Origin of the sequence: Asinibacterium sp. OR53, assembly GCF_000515315.1 — a bacterium.
Classification (GTDB): Bacteria; Bacteroidota; Bacteroidia; order Chitinophagales; family Chitinophagaceae; genus Sediminibacterium.
In genome coordinates, this window is the sequence record NZ_KI911562.1 from 2,130,425 (window position 1) to 2,149,038 (window position 18,614).

General features: G+C 38.3%; 21 protein-coding genes. 19 read left to right on the top strand and 2 right to left on the bottom strand.

Translation table 11 applies throughout. The features are described 5' to 3' along the window. Window positions 1–99 precede the first annotated feature (99 nt). The 13 genes from SEDOR53_RS0109465 to SEDOR53_RS0109525 all read left to right on the top strand — a co-directional run bounded on the left by SEDOR53_RS0109465 (window position 100) and on the right by SEDOR53_RS0109525 (window position 13,089). The gene (locus SEDOR53_RS0109465; RefSeq protein ID WP_026769505.1) at window positions 100–288 is read left to right on the top strand and encodes a hypothetical protein; all 189 of its coding nucleotides are present in this window, start codon (window positions 100–102) and stop codon (window positions 286–288) included. A gap of 24 nt (window positions 289–312) precedes the next feature. Continuing rightward, complete coding sequence (locus SEDOR53_RS17620) at window positions 313–726, top strand: hypothetical protein (RefSeq protein WP_037360938.1); 414 nt, start codon at window positions 313–315, stop codon at window positions 724–726. Window positions 727–761: 35 nt separating this feature from the next. Beyond that, the gene (locus SEDOR53_RS0109475; protein WP_026769506.1) at window positions 762–1,625 is read left to right on the top strand and encodes a neutral zinc metallopeptidase; all 864 of its coding nucleotides are present in this window, start codon (window positions 762–764) and stop codon (window positions 1,623–1,625) included. A gap of 44 nt (window positions 1,626–1,669) precedes the next feature. Beyond that, a complete protein-coding gene (locus tag SEDOR53_RS0109480; RefSeq protein ID WP_026769507.1) occupies window positions 1,670–2,062 on the top strand; it encodes an STAS/SEC14 domain-containing protein in 393 nt (130 codons plus the stop codon). Window positions 2,063–2,360: 298 nt separating this feature from the next. Continuing rightward, a complete protein-coding gene (locus SEDOR53_RS0109485) occupies window positions 2,361–4,568 on the top strand; it encodes a bifunctional SulP family inorganic anion transporter/carbonic anhydrase (protein WP_026769508.1) in 2,208 nt (735 codons plus the stop codon). A gap of 11 nt (window positions 4,569–4,579) precedes the next feature. Next, window positions 4,580–5,047, top strand: a complete 468-nt coding sequence (locus SEDOR53_RS0109490; RefSeq protein ID WP_070415560.1) for an MgtC/SapB family protein — start codon at window positions 4,580–4,582, stop codon at window positions 5,045–5,047. A 29-nt stretch (window positions 5,048–5,076) separates the two neighbouring features. Further along, a complete protein-coding gene (locus SEDOR53_RS0109495) occupies window positions 5,077–5,976 on the top strand; it encodes a cation diffusion facilitator family transporter (RefSeq protein ID WP_026769510.1) in 900 nt (299 codons plus the stop codon). A gap of 15 nt (window positions 5,977–5,991) precedes the next feature. Continuing rightward, a complete protein-coding gene (locus tag SEDOR53_RS0109500; RefSeq protein ID WP_026769511.1) occupies window positions 5,992–6,609 on the top strand; it encodes a hypothetical protein in 618 nt (205 codons plus the stop codon). After that, complete coding sequence (locus SEDOR53_RS0109505) at window positions 6,587–8,620, top strand: heavy metal translocating P-type ATPase (RefSeq protein ID WP_232214755.1); 2,034 nt, start codon at window positions 6,587–6,589, stop codon at window positions 8,618–8,620. Before SEDOR53_RS0109500 ends, SEDOR53_RS0109505 begins: the two co-directional genes overlap by 23 nt. Window positions 8,621–8,629: 9 nt before the next feature. Next, a complete protein-coding gene (locus tag SEDOR53_RS0109510) occupies window positions 8,630–9,214 on the top strand; it encodes a hypothetical protein (protein ID WP_026769513.1) in 585 nt (194 codons plus the stop codon). Between the two features lie 708 nt (window positions 9,215–9,922). Continuing rightward, complete coding sequence (locus SEDOR53_RS0109515) at window positions 9,923–10,288, top strand: heavy-metal-associated domain-containing protein (RefSeq protein WP_037360940.1); 366 nt, start codon at window positions 9,923–9,925, stop codon at window positions 10,286–10,288. 87 nt (window positions 10,289–10,375) lie between these two features. Then, the gene (locus tag SEDOR53_RS0109520; protein WP_026769515.1) at window positions 10,376–10,861 is read left to right on the top strand and encodes a TlpA disulfide reductase family protein; all 486 of its coding nucleotides are present in this window, start codon (window positions 10,376–10,378) and stop codon (window positions 10,859–10,861) included. Continuing rightward, window positions 10,861–13,089 carry a TonB-dependent receptor gene (locus SEDOR53_RS0109525; protein WP_026769516.1) on the top strand — a complete coding sequence of 743 codons (2,229 nt, stop codon included), beginning with the start codon at window positions 10,861–10,863 and terminating at the stop codon, window positions 13,087–13,089. Before SEDOR53_RS0109520 ends, SEDOR53_RS0109525 begins: the two co-directional genes overlap by 1 nt. 40 nt (window positions 13,090–13,129) lie before the next feature. On the opposite strand, the gene SEDOR53_RS0109530 is transcribed toward SEDOR53_RS0109525, so the two are convergent. After that, window positions 13,130–13,789, bottom strand: a complete 660-nt coding sequence (locus tag SEDOR53_RS0109530) for a metal-dependent transcriptional regulator (protein WP_026769517.1) — start codon at window positions 13,787–13,789, stop codon at window positions 13,130–13,132. A gap of 111 nt (window positions 13,790–13,900) precedes the next feature. Between SEDOR53_RS0109530 and SEDOR53_RS0109535 the strand changes: the two genes are divergently transcribed. The 6 genes from SEDOR53_RS0109535 (at window position 13,901) to SEDOR53_RS19415 (ending at window position 18,115) form a co-directional block, all read left to right on the top strand. After that, window positions 13,901–15,097 carry a di-heme oxidoredictase family protein gene (locus tag SEDOR53_RS0109535; protein ID WP_037360946.1) on the top strand — a complete coding sequence of 399 codons (1,197 nt, stop codon included), beginning with the start codon at window positions 13,901–13,903 and terminating at the stop codon, window positions 15,095–15,097. Between the two features lie 5 nt (window positions 15,098–15,102). Then, window positions 15,103–15,549 carry a ubiquinol-cytochrome c reductase iron-sulfur subunit gene (locus tag SEDOR53_RS18565; RefSeq protein WP_051416582.1) on the top strand — a complete coding sequence of 149 codons (447 nt, stop codon included), beginning with the start codon at window positions 15,103–15,105 and terminating at the stop codon, window positions 15,547–15,549. Continuing rightward, entirely contained in the window at window positions 15,546–16,772 is a 1,227-nt protein-coding gene (locus tag SEDOR53_RS0109545) for a hypothetical protein (protein ID WP_051416583.1), read from the top strand. Before SEDOR53_RS18565 ends, SEDOR53_RS0109545 begins: the two co-directional genes overlap by 4 nt. Before the next feature lie 61 nt (window positions 16,773–16,833). Further along, window positions 16,834–17,211: a metalloregulator ArsR/SmtB family transcription factor gene (locus tag SEDOR53_RS0109550; RefSeq protein WP_026769520.1), complete on the top strand. Its 378-nt coding sequence runs from the start codon at window positions 16,834–16,836 to the stop codon at window positions 17,209–17,211. Further along, window positions 17,208–17,894: a mercuric transport protein MerTP gene (merTP, locus tag SEDOR53_RS17630; protein WP_070415561.1), complete on the top strand. Its 687-nt coding sequence runs from the start codon at window positions 17,208–17,210 to the stop codon at window positions 17,892–17,894. Before SEDOR53_RS0109550 ends, merTP begins: the two co-directional genes overlap by 4 nt. Before the next feature lie 5 nt (window positions 17,895–17,899). Continuing rightward, on the top strand, window positions 17,900–18,115 hold the full coding sequence (locus SEDOR53_RS19415; protein WP_084220406.1) for a GDCCVxC domain-containing (seleno)protein: 216 nt from the start codon (window positions 17,900–17,902) through the stop codon (window positions 18,113–18,115). Window positions 18,116–18,137: 22 nt separating this feature from the next. Here the strand turns inward: SEDOR53_RS19415 and SEDOR53_RS0109560 are convergent, their stop codons facing one another. Continuing rightward, a complete protein-coding gene (locus SEDOR53_RS0109560) occupies window positions 18,138–18,572 on the bottom strand; it encodes a hypothetical protein (protein ID WP_026769521.1) in 435 nt (144 codons plus the stop codon). Between the last annotated feature and the right edge of the window lie 42 nt (window positions 18,573–18,614).

Below are 18,614 nucleotides of genomic sequence, written 5' to 3' on the forward strand. Positions count from 1 at the left end.
GCCCTGCTTTGTTTGTCCCGTTTTAAAATGGAAAACCTTGAGCGGCAGGGTTTCCGTACCCACCCAAACAAGTTTTAAAAGCAAACTAAAATAAATAATATGCAAAAGATATTTTTTTCCCTCGCTATAGTAGTGATAACTATCGGCAGCAGTTGCACAAATGCAGGTGAGAAAGACAAGCAGGAGATAAAGTCAGAAAAACATGATTCAGGCCACAAAGAAAAAACCGATGCCGATACCCTGGGCATGAAAATGGACGGAAACGAATTGGATTCAAAGAAAAAATAATTTTTCAATCTTAAACTTAAAATTATGAAACAGTTATTTGCATTTCTTGTGATGCTGTTGTCAGCATCCATGTTGTTTGCACAGGATGTAATTACCCTGCGCAGCGGCGAAACTATCAATGGTAAAGTAGCCGAAGTAGGCACAACAGAAATCCGTTATTACAAAGCTGATAATGCTGACGGGCCTGTGTATGTAGCCAGTAAATCTGAAGTGGTGCAGATTGTTTATGCCAATGGTACTAAAGATGTTTTTAATACGCAGGCTGCTCCAAATCAAAATGCAGTAAATCAAAATTATTCGAGGCGGTATCGCAGGGGATACAACAGGCCGTTTCTTTACCCTATTATCACACCGCATATTGATTTTGGGCATCATATTAATTTAGGGCATCATGGTTATGGCGGACATCATGGGGGTCATTATGGAGGCCATCACTAATTCTTAGTATCTCTTAAATTCTAATTCAGGAAATTATGAAATGGACAGGAAGAAGAGAAAGTTCAAATGTTGATGACCGCCGTGGTTTATCCGGCGGCAAAATTGCCGCAGGTGGTGGTGTGGTTGGTATTGTTATTTACCTGCTTTATACTTTATTAAGCGGTAATAATGTTGACCCATCGCAGATACAACAGCAACTTTCCGAACAAACAAATCAATCAGCACAACTAACACCTGAAGAACAAAAGGCAGATGATGAAAGGGCATCGTTTGTAAAAGTGGTATTGGCGGAAACAGAAGATGTATGGAATAAAATTTTTGCAGAAAAAAGTCAGCAATATTCAGAACCAACACTGGTATTGTTTCGTGGTGTGGTTGAATCTGCCTGCGGTAATGCCAGTGCAGCATCAGGGCCGTTCTATTGTCCCGGTGATAATAAACTGTATATAGACCTTTCTTTTTACCAGGATTTGCAATACAAACTCAATGCACCAGGCGACTTCCCGATGGCCTATGTAGTGACACATGAAGTAGGGCACCATATACAGAACCTGATGGGCACTGCGGCAAAAGTAAACAGGCTGCGCCAGCAGTTAAGCGAAACTGCATTCAACAAGTATTCAGTAATGATGGAACTGCAGGCAGATTTTTATGCCGGTGTTTGGGCACATCATGCACAAAAGATGAAAGACATTTTGGATGCAGATGATATTGATGAAGCATTGAATGCAGCCAGTGCTATTGGAGATGACAGGTTGCAAAAACAGGCAACCGGGCAGGTAATGCCAGATGCTTTTACGCATGGCACATCTGCACAACGAATGTATTGGTTTAAGAAAGGCTATGAGACAGGCGATATAAAGCAGGGTGATACATTTAATGCCCCTGACCTGCAATAAATCCTGAATGAAGGGTAACGAAAGTGAAGATAAAATTGAAAATTATGTTGCAGATATTGGCTACAACTCAAAAAAATATCATTGCCACCAGGGCTAACGATATTCTGGGAATAAGTGATTACGAAAAAATTCATCCGCTTATTCATAACATTATCAATAATGGCAAAAAAGTGAGGTGGTATTTTGAAATGGACGACTGCTTAATTTCAAACACAGTTGGATTTTGGGAGGATGGAATAATAGAATTAAACTATGGGAAAATGAAATTCACCCATTCGGAAGACATAGAGAAAATTGCCATAGTTGGAGAGATGAAGTGGAGAGACTGGATGCTATCAGTTATGAAGCCTTTTAGTGAGGCAACCATCAGGTATTTTAGTTTGGCCGAAAAGGAACAGGCTATGGAATGGATTATAAATCAGGAAGAACTTGTCTGAAATTATTTGGATTGATAATTCTCATGCCGTTAATAGAATTTATAAATATTGAATGGATTTATTCAAAAAATAAATTGAAAGAGTTTAGAGAGAGTTATACAAGCCTGAATTATCGGAACACAATTTTCTTCTCTCATTCTAATTGCATTAATAAGCATTTCGATGTTTATGCTTTTAAGAAGGAAGATTAAGGTAACGCTGCCAGTGGTTCTGGCAGCGTCTCTTAAACTGTTTTAACTAATCTGGTAAAATACTCAGATTAGGCTTTTGATTATAAAATTATTAAACGCATTTTACGATGGTCATTTCAACTTCAAAATTAAAATATGACTTCCCTGCCGGGTTAGTAGTATTTCTGGTGGCACTCCCTTTATGTTTGGGAATAGCGTTGGCTTCAGGGGCGCCTTTACTATCGGGAATTATTTCCGGCATCATTGGCGGTATAATGGTAGGCCTTTTAAGTGGGTCGCATACCAGTGTGAGCGGACCGGCCGCCGGGCTTGCTGCTGTGGTGCTGGCTTCTATTACGAGGCTGGGCAGTTTTGAATTGTTTTCAGCTGCGCTCATAATAGCAGGCTTGTTACAATTAGGGAGCGGTCTGTTAAAAGCCGGGTTTATTGCCAACTACATTCCCTCAAATGTTATAAAAGGGTTATTAGCAGCCATTGGCATACTACTTATCATAAAACAAATACCGCAGGCTTTTGGTTATGATAATACTCACCAGGATGATTTTGCCTTTGTACAGGCAAATGGGGAAAATACCTTTTCGCATTTGTTCAATACTTTTTTTCATGTTACACCCGGCGTTGCAATTATTAGTTTGGTTTCCATACTTGTGCTGATTTTTTGGAATAAGACACCGCTTCATAAAATTAAATTCTTCCCTGCTTCACTTTTTGTGGTGTTACTGGGCATTGGGTTTAACGAGGCGTTCCGTGTATTTATTCCGGTATTGTATCTGCAACCCGTACACCTTGTAAATATTCCTGCAACAAGTTTTTCTGACCTGTCCTCTTTCTTAAAATTTCCTTCTTTAAGTGCCTTTGGCAATTTCACTGTCTGGTTAACAGCACTTACTATTGCCATAGTGGCCTCGCTGGAAACACTTTTAAACCTGGAAGCCGTTGAAAATTTAGACCCACATAAACGGCAATCATCTCCTAACCGGGAACTGGTGGCGCAAGGTGTTGGCAATATGATAGCCGGCGTTGTTGGCGGTATTCCGGTAACTTCTGTTATTGTTCGCAGTTCTGTTAACATTAATGCAGGTGCACAATCGAAATTGTCTGCCATTATTCATGGTATATTTTTATTGCTGGCTATTTTGTTCTTAAGCCCTTTTATCAATTTAATACCCTTTGCTTCACTGGCTGCTATATTGATTGTTACAGGTTATAAGCTTGCCAAAATATCCATCTTTAAAGAAATGTATGCCAAAGGATGGAACCAGTTGATTCCATTTGTAGTTACAATTATATCCATCATATTTACTGACTTGCTCATCGGCATATTAATTGGTTTAGCCTTCAGCTTATTCTATCTCTTAAAAAGCAATTATAAAAATCCATTTACTATTGAAAAAGAACAATTACATACCGGAGAAACCATACGGATAGAATTACCCAACCAGGTATCGTTTTTAAACAAGGCAAGTATAAAAGATACGCTTTGGTCTGTTCCTGAAAATACAAATGTTATTATTGATGCCAGCTATGCCGATTATATTGACAATGATATTTTGGAAATATTTATTGATTTCAAAAATGTAATTGCGCCTGAAAAAAATATTAAACTTAATATTATTGGCGTTAAAGAAAAATACCGGCTATCAGACCATGTGCAATTTGTAAATGTACTTAACCGGCAGGACCAGGAAAAGCTGACACCACAGCAGATTGTTGAACTACTAAAAAAGGGAAACGAACGGTTCAGGCAAGGCAAGTGGACCGAAAAATATTTTCGCCACCAGGTAAATGCTACTTCATCAGGGCAGTTTCCAATGGCTGTTATTGTAAGTTGTATAGATTCCAGAACATCATCCGAAATTTTATTTGATTCAAATCTTGGTGACATAATCTCCATTCGCATTGCGGGCAATATTATTAATAAAGAAATTATCGGCAGCATAGAACTGGCGGTGAAAAAAATGGGGGTAAAACTGATTGTTGTGAAGGGGCATTCCAACTGCGGCGCCGTGGGAGCAGCCATTCATTCGGTAACTGGCGGTAATATAGATTCAATTACACAAAAAATAAAACCCGCTGTTGATAAAGCCTGTTTAATTGATGTTCAACTGGCATTGGATAATGGAAAGGCTTTTGCTGAAAAAGTAACTCATTTGAATATAGAGAGTTCTATAGCCACAATTCTTGAAAATAGTGATTATTTAAGAGAACAAAAAAGTAAAGGCGATGTAGGTATTGTTGCTGCATATTACGATACCGCTACAGGCGAAGTTATTTTTAATGAGTTAGCCAATACATATGAAACTGCAAATAATTAAAATAGTTGATGATGGATGTAAAATTAGAATTGATAATTGTTGTTAAGCTACTTGCTTCTTTCCTGTTGGGGGCTTTTATCGGTTTAGACAGGGAGAAACACGGCCGTGATGCCGGCATAAGAACCTATGCTGCAGTTTGCATTGGCGCTACTTTATTTACTGCTATTGCGGCGCATCTTGTAAGCGATGTTGCTGCTGCTTCAAGGGTAATAGCCAATATTGTTACGGGTGTGGGCTTTCTTGGGGCTGGTATTATTTATCGCAACAGCAGCGCCGGAACATCGCATGGTTTAACAACAGCAGCCACGGTTTGGTGTACGGCTGCAGTTGGTGTTGCAGTTGGCCTCAATATGTTTATCATAGCCATTGTTGGAGCAATTGCTTTGTATTTTTTGCTTTCATTACATCACCAGCATTGGTATGTAAAATGGAAAAATAAAATGATAAGTAAGCACAACGAAAAAGATAATACTGATTAATTGTTAACTAAAATGTTTCTATATATTTTATGTCATCGTTAAACTCAACTTCAGCCGGGGCAAAGCACAATAAATCTTTGAAGATAGTATTTGCTATCACGGCCACATATTTAGTAATAGAAGTAGTGGTAGGATTTATTTCCAACAGCCTTGCTTTGCTTTCCGATGCGGCGCACATGCTTACTGATGTAGGTGGACAGGCACTTGCCCTGTTTGCTATCTGGATGACATCAAAGCCACGCAATAACCGGAAGACTTATGGTTATTACAGGGTGGAAATTCTTTCGGCGCTTACCAATGCTATTGTATTGATATTTATTTCAGGATTTATTTTGTATGAAGCCTGGCAACGGTTTCAAAACCCTCCTGCTGTAGCAGGCACTTCCATGCTGATTGTTGCATTCTGCGGATTAATAATCAATATTATTGGCATGAAGATTTTAAGCGCCGGTTCCAAAGAAAGTATAAACATTAAAGGTGCCTTCCTGGAAGTGGTAAGTGATATGCTCAGTTCAGTAGGTGTCATTATTGCCGGTATAGTTATCCTTGCTACCGGGTGGTTGTACATAGACCCTATTATGAGTGCCCTGATTGGGCTGTTCATTTTACCCCGAACATTCCGGCTTCTTAAAGAATCTGTTGATATTCTGCTTGAAGCTGTTCCGTCTAATATTGATTACGGCGCTGTAGAGAAATGTATCAGCGAACGGGAAGGCGTAGTTTCCTTGCATGACCTTCACATTTGGACAATCACATCCGGGGTTACCGCATTAAGCGTTCATGTGATTATGCAAAATGACATTCAGCTAACACAGATAAGTGAGTTTGTCCAGAATATTAAGGAGCACCTGGAATCTGAATTTAAAATCGGGCATACAACAATTGAGGTTCATATACAAGATGATAAGTATAAAATGAATATTGTTTAATAGACGAATCGTTACATGTACAGCATTATAACAGGCACCATATTATTAGGCATTACTCATGCACTTATTTCCAACCACTGGTTGCCGTTAGTGGCAATCGCCAGGGCGGAGAAATGGGAAAAGTATGAATTGATGCTGGTGGCTTCCATCACAGCATCTGCACATGTATTGGGCACTGTTATTATTGGTTTTGCATTGGGAATGGTGGGTTCAAAACTGGCGCATCAGTATGAAGGGTATGTGCATGTAATTGCACCGGTACTATTGATAATATTCGGACTAATTTATTTTACTGTAAACCTGCCGCACCACCACCATGCTGCCAACAAGGATGTGCAGCAATATAAAAAATCGAAAACTAAATGGGTGCTAATATTCGCAGCAACCATGTTTCTGTCTCCCTGCCTGGAAGTGGAAAGCCTTTTTCTTGCAGCAGGCGCCTATGGCTGGGATGATATTCTACTGCTGGCCCTGGTATATGCAGCAATCAGCATAACTGGAATTATCACTCTTGTAATGCTTGCATTTAAAGGAGTGCAGATGATGAATTCACAATTTATTGAACACAACGAAAAACGGATTACCGGAATGGTATTAATTATAATTGGTATTGTTACATTTTTCTTACACTAAACATAGTATTATGGCACATAAACATGATGAAACAAAAATTGCAGAGCAGGAAGCCTGCTGTGACCTTGACGAAAAAGTGAATGAAGCCAAAGTGGTTTCGCTGCATAACAAAGATGATGGTCATAATCATGGTGACGAAGAAGGCAACGGCCTTAAACCCTGGTTACCTGCTATTGCAAGTTTTGTTGTTCTAATAGCAGGTCTTTCATTAGACAACTGGATTAAGCCAACACCTACCTGGTTTACAGGCTGGGTACGTCTTACATGGTATATCGTAGCGTATATTCCGGTAGGGTTGCCCGTAGTGATAAAGGGAATAAAGACGGCCATAAAAGGAGATGTATTTACAGAATTCTTTTTAATGAGTGTGGCAACCATCGGCGCATTTTATATTGGTGAATATCCTGAAGGTGTTGCCGTAATGCTTTTCTATGCAGTGGGAGAATTATTTCAGGATGCTGCGGTTAACCGTGCTAAAAGAAGTATCAAAGCCTTGCTGGATGTAAGACCAGACAGCGCCGATGTATTAAGAAACGGTATCTACGTTAACCTCCCGCCTGAAAATGTAAAGGTTGGCGAAACCATTCAGATAAAAGTTGGTGAAAGAGTGCCGCTGGATGGAGAAATGTTAAGCGAAGGAAGCTCATTCAATACTTCAGCATTAACCGGCGAAAGTAAACCTTCCACTTTTACCAAAGGGGAAACAGTACTAGCTGGAATGATTAACCAGGAAAAAGTAGTAGAGTTGAAAGTAACAAAACTATTTAATGATTCTTCGCTTGCAAGAATACTGACACTTGTACAGGATGCAACTACCAGGAAAGCGAAAACAGAGCAATTCATCCGGAAGTTTGCAAGAATATACACTCCCATTGTTGTATTCCTTGCCATAGGCATCACACTCATCCCCTGGTTATTTGTGGAGAACTATGTGTTCAATACATGGCTGTACAGGGCCTTGATATTTTTGGTAATCAGTTGCCCTTGTGCATTGGTAATTTCCATTCCGTTAGGATATTTTGGAGGTATCGGCGCTGCATCCCGGAGTGGTATTTTATTCAAAGGCTCCAACTACCTGGATTTAATGACAAAAATAAACCAGGTAGTAATGGATAAAACAGGCACACTTACCAAAGCTGTTTTTAAAGTGCAGGAAGTGGAGAGTTATGACATTCCCCAAGAGGAATGGTTGCCGCTTGCCGCCGCACTGGAAGCTAAATCAACTCACCCTGTTGCAAAAGCAGTGGTTGAGTATGCTGGAAACGAATTTGATAAATTACGGGTAGATAAGTTGGAAGAAATTAGTGGTCATGGTTTGAAAGGGGATGTAAATGGCAAAGAAGTACTTGCCGGAAATGTGAAATTAATGGACATGATGAAAGTGCCGGTAAATGATGGGCTAAGAAAAATAGTGGATACAATCGTTATTGTTGCCATTGACAGAAAACTTGCTGGCTATTTAACTATAGCCGATGAAATAAAAGAAGACAGTAAACAGGCTGTTGATGCCTTGCATAAGCTGAATGTAAAAACAACCATACTCAGTGGCGATAAACAGGCCGTGGTAGATAATGTTGCCAAACACCTGGGCATTGACAATGCTTACGGTGATTTATTACCTGAAAATAAAGTACAAAAGGTAGAAGCTATAAAGAAGGACAAAAAAAATGTGGTTGCTTTTGTTGGCGACGGTATTAATGATGCACCCGTACTTGCTTTGAGTGATGTGGGAATAGCTATGGGTGGTTTAGGCAGTGATGCTGCCATTGAAACCGCAGATGTGATTATACAAACTGACCATCCTTCAAAAATAGCCACCGCTATACAAATTGGTAAAGCCACCACAAAAATTGTATGGCAAAATATCGGATTAGCGTTTAGTGTGAAATTAATTGTATTGATTCTTGGCGCCGGGGGCCTGGCCACCATGTGGGAAGCTGTATTTGCTGATGTGGGAGTGGCAATGCTGGCAATATTGAATGCAGTACGAATTCAAAGAATGAAATTTTAAATCTCTCATATGCTCAGTAAGCAGTTGAAAATATTTTTTACAGCAACACTTCTGATAATTTCGTTTCCGCTTTTTGCCCAAAAAGAACGGGTAAGGGGAATTTACAAAACCTGTGATGACTTTGTAAAAGGGAATCTTTCCTTTGATAATAATTGCAACATTAGGAATATAAGAATCAGGCTGAATGATTTTTTTTCAAAGAAGTATATTACAGTTAAGAAAGGCGACAGCAGTCTAAAGCTTTTGAAAAATGACATTTTCGGGTATATAAATTGCAGAAATGAAGTTTTTCGTTTTAAAGGAAAGATTGAACTTTTTTTACTAAATGCCGGAGAACAGATTCTTATCTACAAACATATTGTTTCTAAACCACCAACGGGCAGAACTAATGTGACGAATTATTATTTCAGTTTGGGCGTTAATTCCCCGGTTCAAAAACTTACAATTCGCAATTTGAAAAATATTTTTCCTGCTAACTCAATCTTCAAAAACTTTATTGATAAAAATTTCAGGTACAATACCGACTTAGCTGAATTTGACAAAGTTAATAAGATGTATAAGGTCAACTTGCTTTTAAGTGAAAGCTTGAAGTAAAATATCTCAGGAGAAAGTATAGCTTACGGGAATTCGTATTGAGTAAAATTAAAAAGAATTGATGAAGAGTTTTACAATTATAAATCCCTTGTGTTGCCCAGTAAACTTTTGCATACATAAAATTGCAAACTGAAAAAAATAGGGACTATGTTAGCCTGTAATGTTACTATTCATGAGAAAGAATATGCGGCATTCTAACCCTTTATAAATGAATTACCTGGTATAAAAGAGGCTCAAATTGCAATTATATGAAAACTTCTCAAAATTGATTAACTTGCACTTCGAATGAAAATATTAGCATCAATAATGGCTTTTGTAGTGTTGTTCCTTTCAGTGCAACCAGCTTTGGCATTGTTGAAGCAAAAACAATCAACTGAATGTTGTGGCGGAGGTTGCCACAAAACTACAGATGAACAGAAACCATCTGGTGACAATAATTCCCCGAGCAATAATTGCAATCCTTTTCAATCATGTGCAAGTAATATTTGCAGCTTCACGGTAACATCTTCTTTTTTCAGTATTAAGGCACCTCACTTTTATTCAAATAACTTTACTCCATTTTCCGAAAACTTCTACTCGCAATTCGCTCCTGACTTTTGGCAACCGCCTAAGATAGCTTAATGAATTTTCTTATCTGGTATTATATTTTTTGCTTTGATATATTTTATTAAGGCAGTTTCGCTATTCATTAATGCTAAAATAATTTCAATGAAATCAAAATATTTCAGTGTATCGGTATTGCTGTTGGCAGTGTCGTTCACAATTGCACAGGTTAGTTGTGCCCAAACCCTTAACACACAATCAAAAACTTCAAATCCTAACGATACAACTGTTACTGTAAAAGTATCAGGCATTACCTGCTCCGGCGATTTAAAAATGATTGCCGACAATATAGAAAAAATGAAAGGCGTAAGCAGTTGTAAGCAAGTCGGCAAAATGTCCACATCCACAAGCTTTGAGATAAAGTATGATACCGAAAAAATATCTTATGCCGAAGTGGTAAAAGCTATTGAAGGTACGGCAAGCTGCGACCACCCTGACCAGCGGCCATATAAAGTAAAAACAAAAAACTAAAGCAATTAACAACTGGTATTGGTACAGGTATTTAACACCTGTGCCAATACTTAAACTCAAACAAATGAAAAAACTATTCATTTGCTTGTGCTTGTTAATGTTTTTCTCATTTCCTATGCACAAGCTGACACACTGCCGCATGTACTTATTAAAAAGATTAATGGTACTAAGCTGTATGCTTCTGAACTACCAAACAAAAACAAGCCTGTTTTAATTGCTTTCTGGGCTACCTGGTGCAAATTCTGCATAGCAGAACTTTCTGCGATTTCATCTGAGTACAAATCATTGCAAGATTCAACCGGTGTTAAACTGGTTGCTATTTCTACTGATGCAGGGGTAACAGAAGAATACATTAAAAAATTTGCTGAACGCCGCAACTGGCCTTTTGAAATCTATTGGGATTATAAAAAGTCTCTAAAAAATTCTATGGGTGTACAGGAAATTCCTCACCTGATGTTAGTTGATGCAGGTGGCAGAATCATTTGGCAGAAAATCGGGTTCAACCCTGGCGATGAAACAATAATTTTCGCAAAGCTCAGTGAGCTTTTGCTAACTCAAAAAATCATTAAATAATGAGAACAATATTTCTATTAATTATATCAGCTTTTATGCTGCATCAAACAGCAGAAGCCCAATCAATAAAGGGAAAAGTTAAAAACTCAAATAATGAGCCACTTACAGGTGCAAGTGTTCATTGGCTTCACTCTGCTATTGGTACCAGTACAGATAGCGCCGGACAATTTGAAATCCAACTTCCGAAAGAATCAATTAAAAAGTTAGTTATCAGTTTTGTGGGCTATCAATCAGATACTCTTACTATCACTAATGAAAATGCAATTGAAGTAAAGCTTACAGGAACCAAAGAGTTAGGTGAAGTGGTAGTAAAAGGGAAACGCCCCGGTATTTATATTTCAGAAATCAATCCTGTAAAAACAGAGGTAATAACGCAGGTTGAATTAAAGAAAGCTGCCTGTTGTGATTTAGCAGGTTGCTTTGAAACACAAGCCTCAGTTCAGCCACAAACTACCAATGTAATTACAAACTCTAAAGAATTAAGGATACTTGGTTTATCGGGTGTTTACAACCAGGTATTAATTGACGGGATGCCTTTAATACAGGGTCTTTCATATACCTATGGCATTAGCAGCATTCCAGGCACACTGGTTGACAATATTTATATTTCTAAAGGGGCAAATTCGGTAATTCAAGGTTTTGAAAGCATCAGTGGTCAGATAAGCGTAGAAACCAAAGAGCCTGACAGAACGGCTAAACTCTTACTCAATGTTTATGCAAACAACTTTATGGAAAAACACCTGAATGCAAACTATCTTTTTAAATATAAAAAATGGAGTAGCCTTGCAGCATTTCATACAGTGCAGCCTGCAAAAAGAGTTGACAGGGATAATGATAAGTTTATGGACCTCCCTTTACTTACCCGGTACATGATTTTTAATAAATGGAAATATGGTAACGACAGGGATTGGGGCTGGAGTTCAAGGATTGGTATCCGTTATTTGAATGAACAAAGAATTGGCGGCCAAACAAACTTTAATATCAAGACTGATAAAGGCACAACAAATTCTTACGGCCAAACTGCAAATATTCAGCAACCGGAGCTATGGACAAAAACCAGTTATCGTTTCAACGACAAAAATAAAATTACATTTATTGGCTCATCATTTTATCAAAACCAGCACTCATTTTTTGGTACTACAAAATACACTGCCAATCAAACAAATGTTTATGCAAACCTGCAGTACGAATTACTGTACAAAGAAAAGCACACGATGAAAACAGGTATAAGTTACAGGCATCTTTCTTTGAATGAGGATATTTTTTTTACAGCAAATCCATTAAACAGAACCTTTGCAGGTAAGTATAAAAGAACTGAAAATATCCCTGGCATTTTTGCAGAAAACATATTTAACTGGAAGGGTGATAAGTTGGTTTGGATTACCGGCATCCGTGCAGATTTTCATAATCAGTTCGGCACTTATATTACCCCAAGAACTTTGCTTAAATATGAAACAAAAGAAGGTTCAACCTTCAGGGCATCCGTAGGTACCGGATGGAGAACCGTAAATCTGTTTAGTGAAAACATCGGCTTGCTGGTTAGCTCAAGAGATATAGTTTTTACAGAACAATTACGACCGGAAAGAGCCTTAAATTTTGGTGCAAATTTTACTCAGAAGTTTGATGGTAAAAATATTGAAGGATATATCAGCATTGATTATTACCGAACCCAATTTCAAAATCAGATTTTTCCTGATTATGATGCCAACCCATCTAAAGCAATCATTTCTAATTTTACTGGTAAATCAATTTCTGATGGTCTCCAGGTTGAAGCGTATTCAAAGTTTTTCAGTCGTTTTGAAGCCAAAGCTGCTTATGTGTATTTAGATGTATATCGTAAAGTAAATGGAAAAAAAATTAATCTTCCGTTTAATCCTGCACATAAAATTCTCTCAACCCTTTCTTATAAACCATTAACAAATAAATGGCATTTAGATGTAAACATACATTGGTATGGTGTACAGCAATTGCCCAATACATCAGCTAATCCAGCGGAGTATCAACGGCCCCAAAAATCAAAATCGTTTACACTTGTTAATGCACAGTTCACCAAAACATGGAAGCAGTTTGAAATATATGCAGGCTGTGAAAACATTTTTGATTTCCGGCAGCAACAGCCAATCATAAGCTGGCAATATCCTTTCAGTGCTTATTTTGATATATCGTCAGTTTGGGGACCAACAAGAGGTAGAGAGATTTATATAGGTGCAAGATTTAGTATAAAATAAGAGTTCAATTTTACTCACTGGAATTGATATGTAAAAGTGTTTAGGCAATGTTCACCAATATACTATTGGCAACTTTGTAACTTATAACAATTTCTTTTTCAGGTTTTATCTGGAGAGTATAGGTCTGGTCAAATTCTTCAATGGCTTTTACTTTTACAGTGTTACCCAACGAGATGCCTGCTTTATCCAGGTAATTCAAAAATGCTGGTGTATGGTCTGTAACACCAGTAAACGTACCCTTCTCCTCAATTTTAAGAGTAGATAGCAAGACAGCTTTCGATTTAGGAAGAACCCCATTGGCATCTGGTATTGGGTCACCATGGGGGTCGGCTTTGGGGAAGCCCAGGAACTTATCTAATTTGTTAGTTAGGTCTTCGCTGTGTATATGCTCTAATTGTTCGGCAAGGTCATGCACTTCATCCCATTTATACCCCAATTTGTCAACGAGGAACACTTCCCAAAGCCGATGGTTACGAATAATGCCCACAGCTACTTGTTTACCTTTCTCTGTTAGTTTAAAGCCTTTTGATTTTTGATAGGTTACCAGTTTCTTTCCGGCCATCCTTTTAAGCATATCAGTTACAGATGGGGCATGCACCCCCATTACCTGGGCAAGAGAGGAAGTAGCTACTACTTCACCGTTGGTTTCCTGCAATTTATAAATGGCTTTTAGATAGTTTTCTTCTGTAAATGAATGCACGGGTGTAAAATATTTATATGAAGATAATGAAACAAGTATAAAAATATAATTAGATTAGTCTAATTATTGTATTAAATTCGCCTAATTATTTGCCTTTGCCTGCGTAGAATTATGAATAAACTTAAAGTTATATCAGCATTAATTTTAGTAATTATGGGTATTGTTGCCTGCCAAAAACTGTTGCCCAAAGCCCCGACTGATAATGAGCTATTAGATGGCCCTGTTGAAGGGCTCAGCTATGAGGAGAACAGAAGGTTCCTGGCGGGTGATGTGGCCTTTAATGACGAAGTATTCACTTCTCAGAAGGGTTTAGGCTCCATCTTCGTGGCTACCAGTTGCGGTAGTTGCCATGCTGGTGATGGTAAGGGGCATCCTTTTACTACTCTTACGAGGTTTGGGCAGACTGACAGTACAGGTAACCAATTCCTGCATTTGGGTGGCCCGCAATTACAAAACAGAGCATTGCCCGGTTATACACCGGAACAAATACCTGCAGGTGCCACGTTTTCAAAGTTTACACCGCCTGCCAACACCGGTTTAGGGTTTCTTGAATTGGTCTCCGATGCAAATATATTGTCAATAGCTGACCCCAATGATACAAATGGAGATGGTATTAGCGGTGTGCCGAATTATGAGTACCTGCCTTCTTTTATAACCCCGTTTTCGAATGCTATTCCAAGAAATAGTAAATACATTCACCGCTTTGGCAAAAAAGCGGCGGCTTATAATCTGTTGCACCAAACAGTAAATGCCTACAACCAGGACATTGGCATTACTTCAACATTTCAACCAAAAGATGTTTACTCTGGATTGAATATAGACCCCGAAGTTTCTGATGTAACGGTGCATAATGTTGTCTTCTACCTGCAAACATTGAAAGCTCCCATTCAAAGAAATCAAAATGATGCAACCGTTGTTCAGGGCAAAAATGTTTTCATGCAAGCCGGTTGCGAAAGCTGCCATAAGCAAACATTACAAACCGGTTTCTCAAACATAGCTCCATTATCCAACAAAACATTTCATCCTTATACCGATTTGCTATTGCATGATATGGGGCCGGGCTTAGATGATGGCTATACAGAAGGCAGCGCTACAAAATCTGAATGGAGAACGCCGCCACTATGGGGTTTGGGTTTATCTCCCAACTCACAAGGCGGCCAGTATTTTTTACTGCACGATGGAAGGGCAAAAAGCATTGAAGAAGCAATACTCTTACATGGCGGCGAAGCCACAACAAGTAAAAATAAATTCAGCCTGCTTTCGTCAGCCGACAAACAAGCCTTGCTTAAATTTTTAGAATCACTGTAAATACAATGGACAGAAAAGATTTTATAAAAAGCTGTGGCTTTGCCTGCTTAGGCGGTGCAGCTATTACTACCTTGTTGCAAAGCTGTAGTGCTGCAAAAATAATAGGTGGCAAAATTGCTGGCGATGATTTAATTGTACCACTAACCGACTTTGAAACAAAAGCAGGCAATGAAAAGCATTATAAAAAATATGTGGTAGTACAGAATGATATTCTGCAATACCCTATCTGCGTCTATCGTATCAATGAAAATGAATACACCGCCCTCTGGATGCAATGCACACACCAGGGTGCAGAGTTGCAGGTGTTTGGCGATAAACTACAGTGCCCGGCACACGGCAGTGAGTTTACCAACAGTGGCACAGTACAAGGCGGGCCGGCAGATAGAAAACTAAGGACATTTCCTGTAACCATTGAAGCCAATAAATTAAAAATTTCATTGAAAGCGATATGATAAAATTTTTCTCCTTCATAACAGCTTTACTTTTTTCTTTGTGTGCCGCTGCACAGATAGACCCAGCTTTATTAAAGCGAATCCCCAAAGATACTATAAAGCCAACCTTGAATATGGATGCTGTTTATAACCGCCCCTTTGTGACTGTTGGTAAACTGCCGGTATCAGTAGGCGGCTATATGGAAGCCAACTGGCAACAACTGGCAACAGATGGTATTTCAGAAGGCCACCAGTTTCAATTTAGGCGAATGACCTTATTTGTTTCATCAACAATCGGCAAGCGGTTAAAATTTTTAAGCGAAATAGAATTTGAAGACGGCGCAAAAGAAATATCAATAGAGTTTGCAGCATTAGATATTGAACTGCACCCATTGATAAACTTGCGGGGCGGTATAATACTAAACCCCATTGGGGCATTTAATCAAAATCATGATGGCCCCAAGTGGGAATTTACTGACCGGCCAATAGCCGCTACACAAATGTTGCCCGCCACCTGGAGCAACGCAGGCTTTGGCGTATATGGCAAGCATTATAACAAAGACTGGATGTTTGGTTATGAAGCCTATCTGTCCGGTAACTTTGACAATACCATCATTGATAATGCAGAAAACAAAACCTTTTTGCCAGCCGCTAAAAATAATAAAGAAAGGTTTGAAGAAATGAATAGCGGCTTGCCATTACTAACAACAAAGGTTGCTGTAAGAAATAATAAAATTGGTGAACTGGGTATATCATATATGGGTGGAGTGTATAATAAATTTCAGGATGATGGATTGCAATTAGATGATAAACGCAGAGTGGATGTTTTTGCAATTGATTTTAATACCACATTATCTAAACTAAACACTTTTATTACTGCTGAGTGGGCATGGATAAAAGTAAATGTGCCATCTACCTTTACACAACAGTACGGCAACAAGCAACAAGGGGGTTTTGTAGATATTGTGCAGCCATTGATAAAGAAAAAAATGCCGGGCTGGCCAAATGCTACGCTTAACCTTGCCTGTCGTTTTGAATATGTGGATTGGAACAAAGGAACATTTACCAGCACCGGCGGCAATATTGCAGATGATTTGTGGAGCATCCTGCCTGCCATAAGTTTTCGTCCCACTGCACAAACGGTTTTACGATTTAATTACCGTCACCAAAGCCAGAGAGATTTACTCGGCAACCCACCGGCAAAAACGGGGGGATTTAGTTTTGGGATTTCAACTTACTTTTAAATTTGAGCTTTCTTTTTATTTAAGCATTTGCTTAAATAGTTATTTCCACTATCTTTGCCTTATGAAAAACAATACTTGCATCAGACTATTTGCAGACCAGGAGCAAATAATGAATTGTAAAAGCAAGTTGAGGATTGCACAAAAGTCTTTTGCAAGCCTGTCTAATATATTGGCTTTAGCTGGTAATGAAGTAAGGCTGAAGATTATCTATTTGCTCGAAGAAGAAAAAGAATTATGTCCATGCGACCTTGCAGATATTCTGGGCATGAGTATTCCAGCAGTATCACAACATCTAAGAAAATTGAAGGATGGAAGTATTGTTGAAACCTGGAAAGAAGGGCAAACAATTTATTATTCTCTTTCACAGGAAAATCTAAAGATTTTAAAGCCGTTCTTCAAACATATTAATATAGAAACTCAAAAACTGGAAACAGTATGATAAGTATAAAATCATCAGGCACATTTACCGGCGCAGGTGTTCTTTCCGCTATCGCAGCTTCGCTTTGTTGTATCGCCCCTGTTATTGCATTGCTTGCCGGTGGCAGCAGTATTGCCGCTAGCTTTTCATGGATAGAACCAGCAAGACCTTATTTGATAGGATTATCAGTTGCCGTATTAGCCTTTGCATGGTATCTTAAACTAAAAACTGCTAAAGTAAATGATATAGATTGTAATTGCGAAACAACTAAGAAGATTTCATTCTTTCAATCCAAAACTTTTTTGGGAATAGTAACTGTATTCGCTATACTAATAATGACTTTCCCGCTGTATGCAAAAGTGTTTTATCCAAAACCAAAAGTACAATCAGCATTTGCTGTAGTTGATAATAAACAACAGGTAAAGTTCACTATACAAGGCATGACCTGCGAGGCATGTGAGGTACATGTAAATAATGAACTGTCTAAAGTAAATGGAGTATTAGCTTATAAAACTTCTTATGCCACCCGGAGCAGTTTAGTCACTTTTGATAAATCAAAAGTTAGTGAAAAGATAATAGAAGTAGCAATTTATAAAACAGGATACAAAGTAAAAAGCTATGAACTGATAAATAGTAGCATTTTTTCTGAAACAGGAATCAATAATACTTGCAGTGATTCGTCATCTTGCTGCGACAAAAAATAAATTTAATGGAGAAATCAACTATACTACAGTCAACAATTACTTGTCCGCAATGCGGCTTTCAAAAAGAAGAAATAATGCCAACAGATGCTTGCCAATACTTTTACAAGTGTACAAACTGCGAAACTGTACTAAAGCCAAAGCAGGGTGATTGTTGTGTATTTTGTAGCTATGGCACTGTTGCTTGCCCACCTATACAAATGAATAAATCTTGTTGTTCATAGTCTTGTTAAAATAGTTTCTTACTTATTTTAAAATTTCGGCCTTAATCATAATAGCAGAACTTTCAAATTCTAAACTCAAAAGTTTCAGAGGAATTTTATCCGGACAATACTTAGTTGTTTCAATTAAGTAAATAACTCTAAGGTTGGTAAGCGGCTTCAGCCATATCAAATATTCCCGAAGATGCTCAGCAATTTGCTTAACTGTTGTATTGGGCTTCTCTTTTATTACCAGTATTAATACACCATTCTTTTCATTGGTTAAATACTTTGATGCTTTCAGCATTGCACCTAAATATCCTTTTCGGCTAGTGCCTGTATCACATTCCATAATGATGTACTCATTCCTCTTTTGCAGAACAGTGTCGGGCTTATATCCTTTAGTGAGCTGCCCACCTGAATTGAGAATTGCATAACCTTCGGCACTGTGCGAAAGATTCTTAAATAATTTGTCTTTCATTGCATCGCTATAAAAAGTAAATTTTATGCATTTTAAAAGTCA